The sequence below is a fragment of the Kutzneria sp. CA-103260 genome (genome assembly GCF_018263855.1).
Classification (GTDB): Bacteria; Actinomycetota; Actinomycetes; order Mycobacteriales; family Pseudonocardiaceae; genus Kutzneria.
On the sequence record NZ_CP073318.1, the window covers coordinates 6791331 to 6807343 of the forward strand.

Consider the following 16013-nt stretch of genomic DNA (forward strand, 5'->3'; position numbering starts at 1 on the left):
GACCCGATCAGGTGGACCGAGGTGACCGCGTCACACATGTTGATCTGCGATCCTGTGCCGGTGACCGAGTACGCCTACGATCGGACCAGAAACGCCTTGCTGGCGGTCTGGAGCGTCGGCATCGGCAACGTCGCCGAGACGGCCGTGGCGTTCGGTGAGCACCTGCCCGACCCGGAAGACGCGTTGCAGCTCGGCTACGACCTCACGCACCTGTCCAACCGGTTGTGGCACACCTACACCCACCCGCTCACCGCGGCCGTGGACCAGCCGGAGGAGGCGCTGCGCCGGGCCCGCGACCAGTTGGCCGTCGGCCTGGTCACCGAGGCGCTGCGGGAGCCGAACCTGCCGGTGGGCAACCAGATCCGGATCTGCGAGAGCGCGGTGATGGAGTCCGCCCACCGGGTCGGCCGGACGCTGCACCGGATCGCCGACGGCCGCGTCACCGACCAGGCGGTCGCCGACGTCGAGGCGGAGGTCGCCGCGATGCGCCAGGCCGCGCTGGGCGATCTGACCGGCCGGGCCAACCAGGCGGTGGTGCTGACCAGGCTGGATCCGCAGCCCCAGCAGGTGGCCGCCGCGCACGCGTACTTCGAGCAGGTCCCGATGGGGCCACCCGAGCTGTACACGAAGATCGACGCCACCTCGGCGTCGGTGGCCGCGGTGCACTGGTTCTCCTCGGCCATCATGATCGCCCGTCGGGCTTCGGAGGACGATCCGTCCGACGCGCCGCCGACCCGCTGGCCCATGCCGAACCCGGCGCACGAGCTGGGCGAGGAGCTCCCGATGCAGGCCATGCGGCGGCTGGCCCTCGGCGAGTCGCCCCGGGACATCGTGATCGGGATGGTCCGGAACGGGGTGACGGCCCGGACGCTGCTGGAAGAGCTGGTGCTCGGCATCGACCACGCCTGGCAGCTCTACCGCGAGAACAACAAAAGTGTGCCGTCCCATCAGATTGATGAAACATTTCTGGCTCGGACGACGAGAATGGCCGTGGAGGGACGAGACCGCATCCTGTAGCCGTGGAGGGCCGCCGTGGTGACCATTGTGGACGTCGCGCGGGCAGCCGGCGTCGCGCCGAGCACGGTGTCGTACGTGATCAGCGGCAAGAGACGCATCTCGACGGACACCCGCAACCGGGTCGAGCAGTGCATCCGCGATCTCGGCTACCACCCCAACGCCGGCGCGCGGGCGCTGGCCAGCAACCGCACCAATGTGGTGGCCCTCGCCGTGCCGCTGCGCGCGGACCTCAACCTTTCGGTGATCATGCAGTTCGTCTCCTCGGTGGTCACCTCCGCCCGTGAGCACGACCTGGACCTGTTGCTGCTGACCAAGGACGACGGCCCCGCCGAGTTACGCCGGGTTGCGTCGTCCGCGATCGCCGACGCGCTGATCGTGATGGACGTCGAGTCCGCCGACGGCCGTATCCCCATGCTCGCCACCCTCGACCGGCCGACCGTGCTGATCGGACTGCCCGAGCAGCCCGACGGCCTGAGCTGCGTCGACCTGGATTTCACCGCCGCCGGCGCGACCTGCGTGCACCACCTCGCCGACCTCGGGCACCGGGACATCGCCCTGGTCGGCCCCTCCCCCGCCGTCTACCGGCGCGGCACCAGCTTCGCCCGGCGCTTCCGCCACGGCTACGACTGCGCCGCCGTCCAGCGCCGCATCCACACCACCGCCCACCCCTGTGGTCACTCCTACGACTCCGCCATGGCCTGCCTCGACCAGGTCTTCGCCGAGAATCCCCACGTCACCGGCCTCGTCGTGCACAACGAGGCGGTGCTCCCCGACATCCTCGCCGGCCTGCACGCCCGCGGCCTCCGGGTGCCCGACGACATCTCCGTCGTCGCGGTCTGCCCCGACAACATGGCCGACCTCGGCGCCATCCCCCTCACCTCCGTCGCCATCCCCGCCCCCGAGGTCGGCGACCTCGCCGTGCGCATGACCATCCGCCAGCTCTCCGGCCCGCCGGCCCCCGAGGTCCGTCTCCTCCCGCCGCGCCTCACCGTCCGCCGGAGCACCGCCGTCGCCCCCTTCGCCGCCGCCGCTCCCCGCTGACGAACTCCCCCTTCGCGACGAAATCCTCCTTTTCGCCGAAAAGCAGCCCGGCGCACGAAGTCGGGAAGTCGGACGATCGCGGGCGGTGTGCTGGACGATCGCGGGGGCGGCGTTAGTCTGCCTGCGTGGCCGACATGATCCTGCCGCGTTACGGTGAGCGCTCGCTCTGCGAGGTGACGCCGTCGTTGCTCGCCGCGCTCGGCGTGGCTGGTTTCGACAACGTGTTGGGCGTGCCGCGGACGTCCGCGGCTTGCCTGCTGCTGATTGACGGCCTCGGCTGGGAGCTGCTGGCGAAGTATGCCGAGGATGCGCCGTTCCTGGCCGGGCGCATGGCGGGCCAGGAGCCGCTGACGGCGGGGTTTCCCAGCACGACGGCGACGAGCGTGGCCTCGTTCGGCACCGGGCTGACATCCGGCGAGCACGGCATTGTCGGCACCAGCTTCGCGGCGCCGGACCTGCTGTATCCGCTGCCCTGGCGAGCCAACGGCGCGGACGCGCGGCAAACGCTGGTGCCGGAGGAGATCCAGCCGTTGCCGACGCTGTTCGAGCGGGCCGGCATCGCCGTCACGATCGCGGCACCGATGCTGCAGCGCGGCTCGGGCCTGACCCGGAGCGTGTTGCGCGGCGGCGTGTTCGAGCCGACATTCGGGCTGGGTGACCTCACCGCCAAGATCGTGGCCAACCGCGACGGGTTCTGCTATGCGTACCACGGCGATCTGGACACGATGGGCCACGTCTACGGTCCGGGATCACTGGAATGGCGGTGGCAGCTCAACCACGTCGACCGCATGGTGGCGACGGCGGTCGACGCGTTGCCACCGGGCGCCCTGCTGGCTGTCACGGCTGATCACGGCATGGTACCAATGACGTCCACAGTGGACTACGACACGGACCCCCAACTCCAGGAAGGGGTTCGGCTGCTCGGCGGCGAGCCCCGCGTGCGACACGTCTACACGGAGCCGGGCGCCGCCGACGACGTGCTCGCAGCGTGGCGAAACGTGTTGGGCGACAAGGCTTTGGTGGTGAGCCAGGAGCAGGCCGTCGACGAGGGCTGGTTCGGGGCGGTCTCCGACCGGGTGCGGCCGAGGATCGGCGACGTCATCGCTGGCGCCCTCGGCGAGGTCTGCGTCGTGCGCACGGTCAGGGAGCCGATCGAGTCCGGCTTCCGCGGCGTGCACGGTTCGCTGACCCCGGCCGAGATGCTGGTGCCGTTGCTCACCTTCACCCGTGACTAGTCGGCGTAGAGCTTGCGCAGCTCAAACTTCTGCACTTTGCCGGTGGCGGTGCGCGGCAGGCTGTCCACCACGATCACGGCAGTCGGCTTCTTGAACGAAGCGAGCCGGTCCCGGCAGTGCTCGACGACGTCGGCCAGTGTGGGCGGGTCGGCCGGGTCGACGGCGGTGACCACGGCGACCGGGGTCTGCACCCACTTCTCGTGCCGGGTCCCGATCACAGCCACCTCGGCGACCTTGGGATGGCTGTCGATGACCGCCTCCACCTCGGCGCAGTAGATGTTCTCGCCACCAGAGATGATCATGTCCTTCTTGCGGTCCACCACCCAGACGAAGCCGTCCTCGTCGACCCGGCACAGGTCGCCGGAGTGGAACCAGCCGCCGGCGAAGGCCTCCGCGGTGGCCTCGGGCTTGCCCCAGTAGCCGGGCGTGATCACCGGCCCGCGGTAGACGATCTCGCCGACCTCACCTGGTTTCACGTCCCGCATCTCGTCGTCGACGACGCGCACTTCGATGCCGGGGATCGGGGTGCCGACCGAGCCGCGCTTGCGGATGGCGTCCTCGGCCCGCAGCAGGCACACGACCGCGCACGTCTCCGTCTGCCCGAAGGCGGTGAACGCGCTGGCGTCGGGGAAGGTGTCGGCCAGCGCCTGCAGAGTGGACGGCGTGGCCGGCGACGCACCCCAGGTGATGTTGTTCAGCACCAGGTTTCGTTCCTTGACGCCCGGCACCGCGCAGATCGCCTGCCACTGGCTCGGCACGAAGAAGGTGTGGGTGATCTGCTCCCGCTCCAACAGGTCCACGGTCTCGACCGGGTCGAAGCCGGCGCCGGAGTAGATCACCACCCGGTCGCCGCCGATCAGCCGGCCGAGCGCGGTGCCCATGCCGGCGATGTGGAACATCGGCACACCCAGCAGCACCGTCTCGCCGTTGGGACACTTGCCGCCGGCGGCGATCCGTTGCAGCATGCCGGCGAAGGCGAGGTTGCGGTGCGTGAGAACCGCGCCCTTGGGCCGGCCGGTGGTGCCGGAGGTGTACATGATGAACGCCGGATCCTGCTCCGGCACAACGATGTCCAGCGGGTCGTCGGGCTCGATCGCCACGGCTTCCTCGAACTCGTGGCCGATGCGCAGGGTCGACCGCACACAGTCCACTTCGGACAAGGTGGCCGCGGCCAGCGGTGCGGTCACGTCGTCGACGATCATCAGGCCGGCCGTGCAGTCGTGCACGATGTAGGCGACTTCGCCGGCCACCAAACGGAAGTTGATGGGCACGACGATGGCGCCGAGCCGCAGCACGGCGTAGAACGCTTCGACGGTCTCGATACGGTTGGTGGCCAGCACGGCCACTCGGTCACCGGCGTGCACACCGCGTTCGCGCAAGGCCCGGGCCAGCCGATTGACTCGACGGTCGAGTTCGGTGTAGGTGCGGCGGGTTTCGTCCATCTGGAGCGCGACCCGGTCCGGGAAGATCCGGGCGGCACGGGCGAGCTGGTTGGCCAACGCCATGCTGCCGGCCGCGGTCGCGGCGGCGACGTCCGGATGCGTTGCAGCGATCATCGTCCACACTCCCTTGTGCGGCAGTGACTTCCGACGTTACCCAGGCAACGCGGCTAAGACAATGCCGAGAGGCGGTGCAGGATCCAGCGGGGCGGCGGCCAGTCGGTCGGATCGCCGTCGGTGGTCCACTCGGTCACCGACGCCGGCGCGACGGCCAGGTCGAAGCCGCGCAGCAGCGGCTGGTTGCCGAACGCCACGAAGGATGCCTCGACCGTTTCCTTGTGACCGACCGCGATCACGGTCTCGTCGCGGTGCCGGGCGGCCAGTTCGAGCAACGCGCGGCTGACCCTGAGGACCAGCTCCGCCCACGCCTCGTTCCCGGTCTCGAACGGCCGGAACACGCCGCCGCCCTCGATCCCGAACCGCCGCTGGAATTCGGCGGCGGTCAGGCCGGTGGCCGCCGCCGGGGTGTGCCACGTGCAGAGGCCGCAGTCCTGCGCCGGGGGCACGCCGAAGCGGTCGGCGATCACCGCCGCCGTTTCGATCGCACGAACCTCCGTGGACGAACACACCACGACCGGTCCGCGCTCCTCGGCCACGAGCCGACCGGCCAGGTCCTCGGCCTGTCGCCGGCCGTTCGCGGTCAGCCCCTCCGGGCCGCGCAGGGTGTGGTCGGACTCGCCGTGCCGGACCAGCAGCAGCCGCGCCAAAGTCGTCACTCCACAGTAGACAGATGTGGCCCCCGGCAACCGGGGGCCACATCACGACGACTACAGGTCGGCGACCCGCTGTGCGAGCGGGCCGGCGAACTCCTCGATCCACTTGGCCGGCGTGCCGGTGGGCGGCGCCACGATCACCGTCTTCACGCCGAGCTTGCCGTACGGCTCCAACTGCTTGGCGAAGGTGTCCGGATCGGCGTCGGTGCGGGCGGTGATCGTCACCTCGATCTCCGCGAAGTCGCGGCCGACGGCGTCGCAGTGCTGCCGGATGACGTCGATCTTGTGGCCGACCTCCTCGGGGGAGGTGGTGAACAGGTTGCAGGCGTCGGCGTACTGGGCGACCAGCCGCAGCGTCTTCTTCTCACCGCCGCCGCCGATCAGCACGCGGGGCCGCGGCGAGCGCACGGCCGGCGGGTGGTTGATGGTCTCGGCCAGCTGGTAGTGCTTGCCCTCGAACGGGCCGTCGTTGCTGTTGTCCCACATCTGGTGGCAGATCCGCAGCGTTTCCTCGAGCCGCTCGAACCGCTCCTTGAGCGGCGGGAACGGCACGCCGAGGCCGGCGTGCTCGCGGTCGTACCAGGCGGCGCCGATGCCGAGCGTGCCGCGGCCGCCGGACAGCACGTCCAGGGTGGTGACGATCTTGGCCAGCAGGCCCGGGTGCCGGTAGGTGACGCCAGTGACCAGCAGGCTGAGCTCGATGGTCGAGGTGTGCGCCGCCAGGAAGCCCAGCGTCGTGTAGCCCTCCAGCATGTTGTCCGGCGCGCCGCCGTTGTGCTCCATCTGGAAGTAGTGGTCCATCACCGACAGCCAGCCGATCCCGGCGGCCTCGGCGGCCTGGCCGACGGCGGCCAGCTCCGGGCCGATGCCGGCGGACCCCGACGGGTGGTCGAACTTGGTGACGTGGACGCCGACTCGCACGGTCGTCTCCCATTCGGTGTCGTGAGTGTCGCCACAACGCTATGTCCTGGAGCGCACTCCAGGTCAATGCCGTGCTTATGCTGCCGGAATGTCCCGGCTACGGCTCGATCCCTACATCCTGGCGCTGTTGGCCACCGTGGGAGTGGCGTCCCTGCTACCCGCTCGGGGGATCTACGCGACCGGACTGGGTCATGTCACCACGATCGCGATCGGTTTCCTGTTCTTCCTCTACGGCGCGCGGCTGTCCACTCGGGAAGCGCTGGACGGACTGAAGCACTGGCGCCTGCACACGCTGGTGCTGGCCTGCACCTTCGTGCTGTTCCCGGTGCTGGGGCTGCTGTGCCGGCTGCTGGTGCCGACGGTGCTGACCCCGGAGCTGTGGACCGGGCTGATGTTCCTGTGCTGCCTGCCCTCCACCGTGCAATCGTCGATCGCGTTCACCTCGATCGCCCGCGGCAATGTCGCCGCCGCGATCTGCAGCGCGTCCTTCTCCAACCTGATCGGCATCGTGCTGACCCCGGTGCTGGTCACGGTGTTCATCGTCAACGGCAGCGGCGGCGTGTCCCTCGACTCGATCCGGGACATCCTGCTGCAGTTGCTGGCCCCGTTCGTCGCCGGCCAGGTGCTGCGCCGGTGGATCGCCGGCTTCCTCACCCGGCACAAAAAGGTGTTGGGCTATGTGGACCGGGGATCCATCCTGTTGGTCGTGTACGCCGCTTTCAGCGAGGGTGTGGTCGCCGGCATCTGGGGCCGCCTCTCGATCACCGACCTCGGCCTGCTGCTCGCCGTGAATGCCGCCTTGCTGGCGTTTGTCCTGCTGTCGACCACGGTGCTGGCCCGCCGGCTCGGCTTCGGCCGGGCTGACGAGATCGCCATCGTGTTCTGCGGCTCGAAGAAGTCCCTGGCCAGCGGGCTGCCGATGGCCAGCGTGCTGTTCCCGGCCGGCGCGGTCGGCCTGATCGTGCTGCCGCTGATGCTGTTCCACCAGATGCAGCTGATGGTCTGCGCCTGGCTGGCCCGCCGCTACGCCGACCAGTACTCCCATGCGTGACCTGGCCGCGCTGCCCAAGGCGCACCTGCACGTCCACCTGGAGAGCACGATCCGGCCGTCGACACTGGCCGAGCTGGGCTTCGCCTCGGACACCACGGAGTTCGACGGCTTCCGGTCGTTCGCCGACCACAACTCGCTGGTCCGGCAGTGTCTGACCCGGCCGGAGCACTTCACCCGGATCGCCGCCGAGTTCTGCGAAGACCAGGCGGCGCAAGGGGTTCGCTACGGCGAGGTGACGTTCACGGCCGCCGCGCACGGGGAGCGGCTCGGCGATCCGGACATGCCGCTGGCGGCGGTCCTCGACGGTCTGGCCCCGGAATTCACCGTGATCCTGGACCACTCCCGGCGGCGCTCGCCGGAGCGGTTCGCGAAGACGCTTGAGCTGGCCCGCAATCACGACCGGGTGGTGGCGATCGGCATGGCCGGCGAGGAACGGCACTCCATGCAGCCGTTCGCCGAACTGCTCGACGCCGCAAGGGATGCCGGCGTCCGGCTGGTGCACCACGCCGGCGAGGACGCGGGTCCGGACAGCATCGCCGAGGCCCTGGACCTCGGCCACGCCGCCCGGATCGGCCACGGCATCCGCTGCCTGGAGTCACCCGATCTGGTGGCGCGACTGCTGGACCAGGGGGTGCCGCTAGAGGTGTGCCCGTCCTCGAACGTCGGCCTGGGGCTGGTGCCGTCCTGGCCGGAGCACCCGCTGCCGAGGCTGGTCGAGGCCGGGCTGCGGGTCACGGTGAACACCGACGTGCCGGCTTCGGTGGGTACGGACCTGGTCACCGAGTACGAGCGGATCCGAAAGGTCTTCGGTTACGACGACGCGGCGCTGGCCTGCCTGGCCCGAGCCGGCGTGGACGCCTCGTTCGCCCCCGACGCAGTGAAGGCGGCGTTGCATGCGGGGATCGGCAACTGGCTCGACGGCGGCGAATAGACTCACAGGTCTGATGAGCGCCACACTCGTAGCCAAGGACCTCGCCGCCGGGCACGGCGACCGCGTGCTGTTCTCCGGCCTGGACCTGGTCGTCGCCCCTGGCGACGTGATCGGGCTGGTCGGCGTGAACGGCGCCGGCAAGTCCACCCTGCTGCAGACGCTGGCCGGACTGATCCCCGCCGAGCAGGGGTCGATCCGGCTGAACCCGCCGACGGCCACCGTCGGCCACCTGCCGCAGGAGCCCGAGCGCCGCGCCGGCGAGACCGTCCGGGCGTTCCTGGGCCGCCGCACCGGCGTCACGCAGGCGCAGCTGGACATGGACGTGGCCACCGAGGCGCTCACTGCCGAAAAACCGGGCGCTGACGACGCGTACGCCACGGCGCTGGACCGCTGGCTGTCGCTGGGAGGCGCGGACCTGGACGAGCGGATCGACGAGGTGATCGCCGATCTGGGCCTGACCATCGGCCTCGACCAGGCGATGACCTCGCTGTCCGGCGGCCAGGCGGCCCGCACCAGCATGGCGTCGCTGCTGCTCAGCCGGTACGACATCTTCCTGCTCGACGAGCCGACCAACGACCTGGACCTGGACGGCCTGGACCGGCTGGAGCGCTTCGTCGCCGGCCTGCGCGCCGGCACGGTGCTGGTCAGCCACGACCGCGAGTTCCTGGCCCGGACAGTGACCCGGGTAGTTGAGCTGGACCTGGCCCAGCAGCAGGTCAACACCTACGGCGGCGGCTACGAGTCGTACCTGGAGGAGCGGGCCACCGCGCGCCGGCACGCCCGCGAGGAGTACGAGGAGTACGCCGACACAAAGTCCTCGCTGGAGGAGCGGGCCCGGATGCAGCGGGCCTGGGCCGACAAGGGCGTGCGCAACGCCCGGCGCAAGCAGCCGGACAACGACAAGATCGGCAAGCGCTTGCGGGTCGAGTCCAGCGAGAAGCAGGCGGCCAAGGCCCGGCAGACCGACAAGATGCTGGAACGGCTGGAGGTCGTCGAGGAGCCCCGCAAGGAGTGGGAGCTACGGATGGAGATCGCCGCCGCGCCCCGTTCCGGCAGCGTGGTGGCCACACTGCGCGGTGCGGTTGTCCGCCGTGGCGGCTTCACCCTCGGGCCGGTGGATCTTCAGGTCGACTGGGCCGACAAGGTGGCCATCACCGGGGCCAACGGCGCCGGCAAGTCCACCTTGCTCGCGGCCCTGCTCGAACGGATCCCTCTCGACGAGGGCAACGCCAGCCTGGGCCACGGCGTGGTCGTCGGCGAGGTCGACCAGGCCCGGCAGCTGTTCTTCGGCGACGCCACGCTGCTGGAGTCGTTCGGCGCGGCCGTGCCCGAGATGGCCCACGCCGAGGTCCGCACCCTGTTGGCCAAGTTCGGCCTCGGCGCCGCCCACGTGCTGCGGCCGGCCGTCACCCTCTCCCCCGGCGAGCGGACCAGGGCCGCTCTGGCGCTGCTCCAGGCCCGCGGGGTGAACCTGCTGGTGCTGGACGAGCCGACCAACCACCTCGACCTGGCCGCCATCGAACAGCTGGAGTCCGCGCTGGCCAACTACCCCGGCACGCTGCTGCTGGTCACCCACGACCGCCGGATGCTGGACGCCGTGCACACCACCCGCCGCCTCGAAGTGGTCGACGGCAAGGTGTTCGACCGGCGCTGACCCGCTGGTGTCGCGGGGCAGCGGGTTTCACTTGCCGAGCTTGGCCCGTAGCCGCTCCGCCTCGGGACCGCCGAACTGCTCCTGGATCTCCAGCGCAGCGGTCAGCTGGGTCCGCCGCTCCGCGTCGTCACCGCGTCGGGAAGCCAGGTCCGCCAACGCTTCCTGGGTATGGGCGACGTAGTTCAGGTGGCCGCCGTCGACCAGCACCTTCAGGGCCGCCGTCAGCTCCACGTGGGCCTCATCGAGGCGATTCTGTCGCATGTGGACAATGCCCAGGCCGGTGCGGGCGCGGGCGGTCATCCGGGCATCGTGCTTGCGACACAGCTCGATCGCCTGCCGCAGCGTGGTTTCCGCCTCGTCATAGCGTTTCTGGGCGAGCTGGGCCAGGCCGACGAACATCGTCACGAAGGCGATGCCACGGCTGTCATCGTCCTTGGCGAACTCGGTCAGCGCCTGCTCGTAGGCGGCAATCGCGCCAGCCGGATCGCCCGTGGCATCGCGGAAGCGGCCGATGAGCTCCCACACCGAGGCCAACAGGCGGACATCGCCCGACTCCTGGGCCAGCGGCAGTGACTCGTCCAACTGACGGCGAGCGCGGTCAACCTGGCCCAGGTCCAGTAAAGCCCGGGACATGAAGCTGCGCAGCCGGGCCTCCGCGCGACGGTTGCCGACCTCGTTGGCCGCCCGCGCGCCGACCTCGCTCGACTCGATCCAGTCCGCCCGGTACCGCTTGCTCAGGTACAGGGCGGTCAGGCTCTCCGCCAGCTGCCAGGCCTCGTCATGCCAGCCGGAGTCGTGGGCGGCACGGACCGTGGCGAGCACGTTGGTGCGCTCGGCGTCGAGCCAGACGTAGGGATCGACACCGTCCCAGGGATCGTCCAGCGGCTCCGGCGCCGGGGTGAAGCGCAGCCGGTCCGGGCCCAGGATCTTCTGGTCAGCCAGGGCGGCACGGTGCAGGTAGTACTGGATCGACCGCAACACAACGCCTTCGCGGTCGGTGGCGGACTCCCCCGCCAGCGCCTGCTCGTGAGCGTGCCGCAACACGAGGCTGTGGAAACGAAACCGACCGTTGTTCTGCTCGACCAACAGGTTGACGGCGACCAGCCGGTCCAGCGAGCCATGCACTCCGGTGGCCTCCTCGGCCAGCCGCTCGCCGAAGTCGACCACCGGCAGCATGCTCAGCCGCCGGTAGAGCTGGGCGTTGGCCTCGGAAAGGTCCTGGTACACCACGGAGAACAGGCCCGACGCCGACTCGATGCCGCGGGCCTTGACGTCGGCGACGAGCTTGCCGACCCGCAGCGACCGCCGCTCGACCAACCGGGTGGCGGCGGTGCGCAGGGCGATCGGCAGCCCCTCGCACAGGGCGACCAGCTCGGCGGTCTCCGCCGGCTCGGCGTCCAGGCGCGCCGGGCCGCAGATGCTGGCGAGCAGTTCCCGGCCGTGCTCGGCGTTGAGCGGCTCCACCACCATCACTTCGGCCCCGAGCCGGCCGACCAGTTCCGCCAATCGGTCGTTGCTGGTGACGAGCACCCGCTCGGGCTAGCCGGCGTAGGCCCATGACCAGGCATGTTCGGCGTCCGACCGGCGCTGCCAGGGATCTGGAGAGGAGAAAGGGCCGCAGGCCGGTACGACAGCGGTCAGGACTTGGGCAGGCCGGGCGGGTTGATCTCGGACTTCGGCACGGCCTCGTTGGCCAGGCCCCAGCGGTCCAGGACCTTGCGGTAGCTGCCGTCGGAGATCACCTGGTTGAGGGCGTCGGCCAGGGCCCGCACGAGACCGTTGCCCTTCTTCGTGGTGGCGGCGATCTCGCCCTGGAGGGTGGGGCCGGCACCGGACACGGTGCCGATGATCTCGGTCTGCCCGGAGGCCTTGGCATGGTAGGCGGCGGTGGGGTTGGGCCCCAGGTAGGCGTCGATCCGGCCGGACTGGAGAGCCAGGTAGTAGTCGGTGGAGTTCTGGAAGTACTTGACGTCAACGGGTTTGAGGCCCTTGGCGACGTTCTGGGCGTTCCAGTCCAGCAGCAGCTTCTCCTGGTTGGTGCCAGAGGCCACCGCGATGGTCCTGCCGGCGACGTCGGCGGGGCCGTTCACCTTCCAGTTTCCGCCCTTGCGGGCCTCGAAGGAGACGTTGTCCAGCCGGTAGGTGGCGAAGTCGTACTTCTCCTTGCGTTCCTCGGTCACGGTGATGTTGGTGAAGCCGGCGTCGTACTTGCCGGAATCCAGGCCCACGAACACGTTCTCCCACGACGCGACGTTGACGTGCGGCTTGAGGCCGAGCACGTCGGACACCAGGGCGGCGAGGTCCTCCTCGACGCCGATGGGGGTCTTGTTGTCGGTGTCGTAGAAGGTCAGCGGCGGCACGGTGCCGACGCTGGTGATCACCTCCAGGGTGCCGCGGTCGCGGATGGCCTGGGGGACTTCGGCAGCGATCCGGTCGACCTTCGAATCCGTGATCCGCGGCTGCTGCTGGCTCTGCTCCCCCGCCGCGGCGCCGCAGGCGGTCAGTGTCGCCGCCGCCAGGAGCACTGCCAAAACCTTGCTGTACACCGCTTTTCCTCCTACAGGACCTTGGAAAGGAAGGATCTGGTCCGCTCGTGGGTGGGGTTGTCCAGCACCTGCGCGGGCGGCCCCTGCTCGACCACCTGGCCGTCGTCGATGAACACGACGGTGTCGGCGACCTCCCGGGCGAAGCCGATCTCGTGCGTCACGACGATCATCGTGGTGCCGCTACGTGCCAAGTCCCGCAACACATCCAGCACTTCGCCGACCAGCTCCGGGTCCAGCGCGGAGGTCGGCTCATCGAACAGCACCACCTTGGGGTCCAGGGCCAGGGCCCGGGCGATCGCCACCCGCTGCTGCTGGCCGCCGGACAGCTGCCGCGGATAGGCGTCGGCCCTGTCGGCCAGGCCAACCCGGTCGAGCAGCTGCAAAGCCTTGGCTCGGGCCCGATCCCGGGTGAGCCGGCCGGTGGCGATCGGGGCCTCGGCGATGTTGTCGACCACGGTCAGGTGCGGGAACAAGTTGAAGTTCTGGAACACGAAACCGATGGCGCTGCGCTGCTTGAGCACGTCGCGTTCCTTGAGCTCGTACAGCTTGTCGCCACGGCGGCGGTAGCCGATCAGCTCGCCGTCCACCCGGATCTGCCCGCGGTCGACCTTCTCCAGGTGGTTGACGCTGCGCAGCAGGGTGGACTTGCCGGAGCCGGACGGCCCGAGCACCACGGCCACCTCGCCGGCGGCCACTCGCAGGCTGACGCCCCTGAGCACCGGGTGCGGCCCGAAACTCTTGTGCACGTCCCGAATCTCGATCACCGGGCCCCCTTGGCGAAGTGCCGTTCCACGTAGTGCTGCACCAGTGAGAGCACGGAGGTCAGCAGCACGTACCAGACGGTGGCGACCATCAGCAGGGCCACCACCCGGGCGTTGCGGCCGTAGATCACCTGCACCTGGTAGAAGAGCTCGTTGATCGCCACCACCGAGACGATCGAGGTGCCCTTGAGCAGGGAGATCACCTCGTTGGCGGCGTTGGGCAGGATCGACCGCATGGCCTGTGGCAGCACGATCCGCCGGAACTGCCGGCCGCGCGGGATGCCCAGCGCGGCGGCGGCCTGGAGCTGCCCGCCGTCCACGGCCAGCACGCCGGACCGGATGATCTCGGCCGAGTAGGCGGCCTGGTGCAGCGTCAGGCCGATCACCGCCGCGCCCAACGGGGAGAACAGGTCCTGGGTGGGAACGGTGAACAACACCGGCCCGAACGGGATGCCGAAGCCCAGCTTCGGGTAGAGGTAGGAGACGTTGAACCAGAAGATGATCTGCACGATCAGCGGGATGGAGCGGAACGCCCACACGTAGCCCCAGGCCACGGTGCGCAGGAACCGGCTGTGCGACAAGCGCATCAGCGCCAGCACGACACCGACGGCGAAGCCGAGCACGGTGGCGTAGGCGGTGAGTTGGAGGGTCACGCCGAGGGCGGTGACGATGGCGCCGCTGGCGAAGAACGCGGCGAAGGTCGGCCAGTCCCAACCGGGATTGGTGGCCAGGCCGTGCGCGAACTGCGCGAGCAGCACGAGCACGACGGCGATGCCCACCCACCGCCAGGGGTAGCGGGCGGGCACCACACGCAGGTCGGCGGTGTCGTCGGGCGCCGACGCGGTGGGGCGCGGTACAGACAGGGTCACGCGACCCATCCGAACAGCGCGCCCCGTGACGCGTCAACGAATCCTATGGAGTGGGAAGCTACTGACCGCGAAGTGCGGGGAAGTCGTCCTCACGGTGTTCACCATGTGGACGCTCACGCTCCGCGTGCTTGTCCTGCTCGTTGCCGCGCAGCTCGACCCGGCGGATCTTGCCGGAGATCGTCTTGGGCAGCTCTGCGAACTCCAGCCGGCGGATCCGCTTGTACGGCGCGAGATGCTCGCGGGAGTGCGCGAAGATCGCCGCCGCGGTGGCCGCATCGGCGGCCCAACCTGCGGCAAGCACGATGTACGCCTTGGGGACGGCCAGCCGCACCGGGTCCGGCGACGGCACCACCGCGGCCTCGGCGACGGCGTCGTGCTCCAGCAGAACGGACTCCAGCTCGAACGGCGAGATCCGGTAGTCCGAGGCCTTGAACACGTCGTCCGCGCGGCCGACGTAGGTCAGATACCCGTCCACATCGCGGGAACCGACGTCCCCGGTGTGGTAGTAGCCGCCCCGCATGGCTTCGGCGTTGCGCTCGTCGTCGCCGTGGTATCCGACCATCAGCCCCAGCGGACGCTTCGCCAGGTCGACGCAGATCTCGCCCTCGTCGCCGAGTTCGCCGGAGGCCGGGTCGACCAGCACGATCTCGTAGCCCGGCACCGGCCGGCCCATCGCGCCCGGCTTGATCGGCTGCGCCGGCGTGTTGGCCACCATCACGGTCGTCTCGGTCTGGCCGAAGCCGTCCCGAACCGTGACGCCCCAGGCCTTGCGCACCTGGTCGATCACCTCGGGGTTGAGCGGCTCACCGGCCCCGACCACCTTGCGCGGCGGGGTCTTCAGCGCGGTCAGATCGGCCTGGATGAGCATCCGCCAGACCGTGGGCGGCGCGCAGAAGCTCGTCACCCCGCAGCGGTCCATCTCCGCCATCAGCCGGGCGGCGTCGAACCGGGTGTAGTTGTAGATGAACACCGTCGCCTCGGCGTTCCACGGCGCGAACACGTTGCTCCACGCGTGTTTGGCCCAGCCCGGCGAGGAGATGTTCAGGTGCACGTCACCGGGCTCCAGCCCGATCCAGTACATTGTGGACAGATGCCCGACCGGATAGGACGCGTGCGTGTGCTCGACCAGCTTCGGCTTGGCGGTGGTGCCAGAAGTGAAGTACAGCAGCAACGTGTCGTCGGCGCGGGTGACGCCGTCGGGCGTGAAAACGTCGTCAGCATCCTGGGAATCGGCGTAGTCCAGCCAGCCCTCGGCCGGCGCGCCGACGGCGATCCGGGTGTAGTCGCCAGGCACGTCCGCGTAGCTGCCGGGCAGGCCGGTGACGACGTGCTTGGCCTGGCCGCGCTCGACCCGATCCCGCAGGTCGGTGGCCCCGAGCAGGGTGCTGGCCGGGATCAGGACGGCGCCGAGCTTCATCGCCGCCAGGATCGTCTCCCACAGCTCGACCTGGTTGCCCAGCATCAGGATGATCCGGTCGCCGCGGCGCACCCCGTGCCCGCGCAGCCAGTTCGCGACCTGGTTGGACCGCCGGGACATCTCCGCGAACGAGACCCGCCGCTCGCTGCCGTCCTGCTCGACGATCCACAACGCCGGACGCTCGTTGCCGGCGGCGATGGTGTCGAACCAGTCCAGGGCCCAGTTGAAGTCACCGAGCTCTGGCCAGCGGAAACGCTCCCGGGCGGCGGCGTAGTCTTCTCGATGGGCGAGCAGCAGGTCGCGGGCCGCCCGAAACGCGGTATCGGTCACGCAGGCGATGGTGGTGCCGGACAGCGCA

General features: G+C 69.9%; 14 protein-coding genes. 6 read left to right on the plus strand and 8 right to left on the minus strand.

The features are described from left to right. Positions 1-60 precede the first annotated feature (60 nt). From JJ691_RS29865 to JJ691_RS29875, 3 genes are all read left to right on the plus strand, one after another. Entirely contained in the window at positions 61-1017 is a 957-nt protein-coding gene (locus JJ691_RS29865) for a hypothetical protein (protein WP_211762932.1), read from the plus strand. Positions 1018-1032: 15 nt separating this feature from the next. Continuing rightward, positions 1033-2058, plus strand: coding sequence for a LacI family DNA-binding transcriptional regulator (locus JJ691_RS29870; RefSeq protein ID WP_211762933.1), 1026 nt, complete (start codon positions 1033-1035; stop codon positions 2056-2058). 134 nt (positions 2059-2192) lie between these two features. Continuing rightward, positions 2193-3293, plus strand: coding sequence for an alkaline phosphatase family protein (locus JJ691_RS29875; RefSeq protein ID WP_211771800.1), 1101 nt, complete (start codon positions 2193-2195; stop codon positions 3291-3293). On the opposite strand, the gene JJ691_RS29880 is transcribed toward JJ691_RS29875, so the two are convergent. From JJ691_RS29880 to JJ691_RS29890, 3 genes are read right to left on the minus strand one after another with little or no spacing between them, the layout of a single operon-like run. Then, positions 3290-4849 carry a long-chain-fatty-acid--CoA ligase gene (locus tag JJ691_RS29880; RefSeq protein ID WP_249227101.1) on the minus strand — a complete coding sequence of 520 codons (1560 nt, stop codon included), beginning with the start codon at positions 4847-4849 and terminating at the stop codon, positions 3290-3292. The genes JJ691_RS29875 and JJ691_RS29880 overlap by 4 nt on opposite strands. Before the next feature lie 53 nt (positions 4850-4902). Beyond that, complete coding sequence (locus JJ691_RS29885) at positions 4903-5508, minus strand: histidine phosphatase family protein (protein WP_211762934.1); 606 nt, start codon at positions 5506-5508, stop codon at positions 4903-4905. 51 nt (positions 5509-5559) lie between these two features. Next, on the minus strand, positions 5560-6426 hold the full coding sequence (locus JJ691_RS29890) for an LLM class F420-dependent oxidoreductase (RefSeq protein WP_211762935.1): 867 nt from the start codon (positions 6424-6426) through the stop codon (positions 5560-5562). Between the two features lie 88 nt (positions 6427-6514). Between JJ691_RS29890 and JJ691_RS29895 the strand changes: the two genes are divergently transcribed. From JJ691_RS29895 to JJ691_RS29905, 3 genes are read left to right on the plus strand one after another with little or no spacing between them, the layout of a single operon-like run. Next, on the plus strand, positions 6515-7477 hold the full coding sequence (locus JJ691_RS29895) for a bile acid:sodium symporter family protein (protein ID WP_211762936.1): 963 nt from the start codon (positions 6515-6517) through the stop codon (positions 7475-7477). Next, the gene (locus JJ691_RS29900) at positions 7470-8408 is read left to right on the plus strand and encodes an adenosine deaminase family protein (protein ID WP_211762937.1); all 939 of its coding nucleotides are present in this window, start codon (positions 7470-7472) and stop codon (positions 8406-8408) included. Before JJ691_RS29895 ends, JJ691_RS29900 begins: the two co-directional genes overlap by 8 nt. 13 nt (positions 8409-8421) lie before the next feature. Beyond that, positions 8422-10062 carry an ABC-F family ATP-binding cassette domain-containing protein gene (locus JJ691_RS29905; protein ID WP_211762938.1) on the plus strand — a complete coding sequence of 547 codons (1641 nt, stop codon included), beginning with the start codon at positions 8422-8424 and terminating at the stop codon, positions 10060-10062. Between the two features lie 27 nt (positions 10063-10089). Here JJ691_RS29905 and JJ691_RS29910 read toward each other — a convergent pair whose 3' ends face one another. The 5 genes from JJ691_RS29910 to JJ691_RS29930 form a co-directional block, all read right to left on the minus strand. Beyond that, the gene (locus JJ691_RS29910; protein WP_211762939.1) at positions 10090-11592 is read right to left on the minus strand and encodes a tetratricopeptide repeat protein; all 1503 of its coding nucleotides are present in this window, start codon (positions 11590-11592) and stop codon (positions 10090-10092) included. Between the two features lie 107 nt (positions 11593-11699). Then, positions 11700-12608: an ABC transporter substrate-binding protein gene (locus tag JJ691_RS29915; RefSeq protein WP_249227102.1), complete on the minus strand. Its 909-nt coding sequence runs from the start codon at positions 12606-12608 to the stop codon at positions 11700-11702. An 11-nt stretch (positions 12609-12619) separates the two neighbouring features. Then, positions 12620-13369, minus strand: a complete 750-nt coding sequence (locus JJ691_RS29920) for an amino acid ABC transporter ATP-binding protein (protein ID WP_305875453.1) — start codon at positions 13367-13369, stop codon at positions 12620-12622. Continuing rightward, positions 13369-14238 (minus strand): amino acid ABC transporter permease, encoded by an 870-nt coding sequence (locus JJ691_RS29925; RefSeq protein WP_249227103.1) that lies wholly within the window; start codon positions 14236-14238, stop codon positions 13369-13371. Before JJ691_RS29925 ends, JJ691_RS29920 begins: the two co-directional genes overlap by 1 nt. A 58-nt stretch (positions 14239-14296) precedes the next feature. After that, complete coding sequence (locus tag JJ691_RS29930; protein ID WP_211762942.1) at positions 14297-15985, minus strand: AMP-binding protein; 1689 nt, start codon at positions 15983-15985, stop codon at positions 14297-14299. Between the last annotated feature and the right edge of the window lie 28 nt (positions 15986-16013).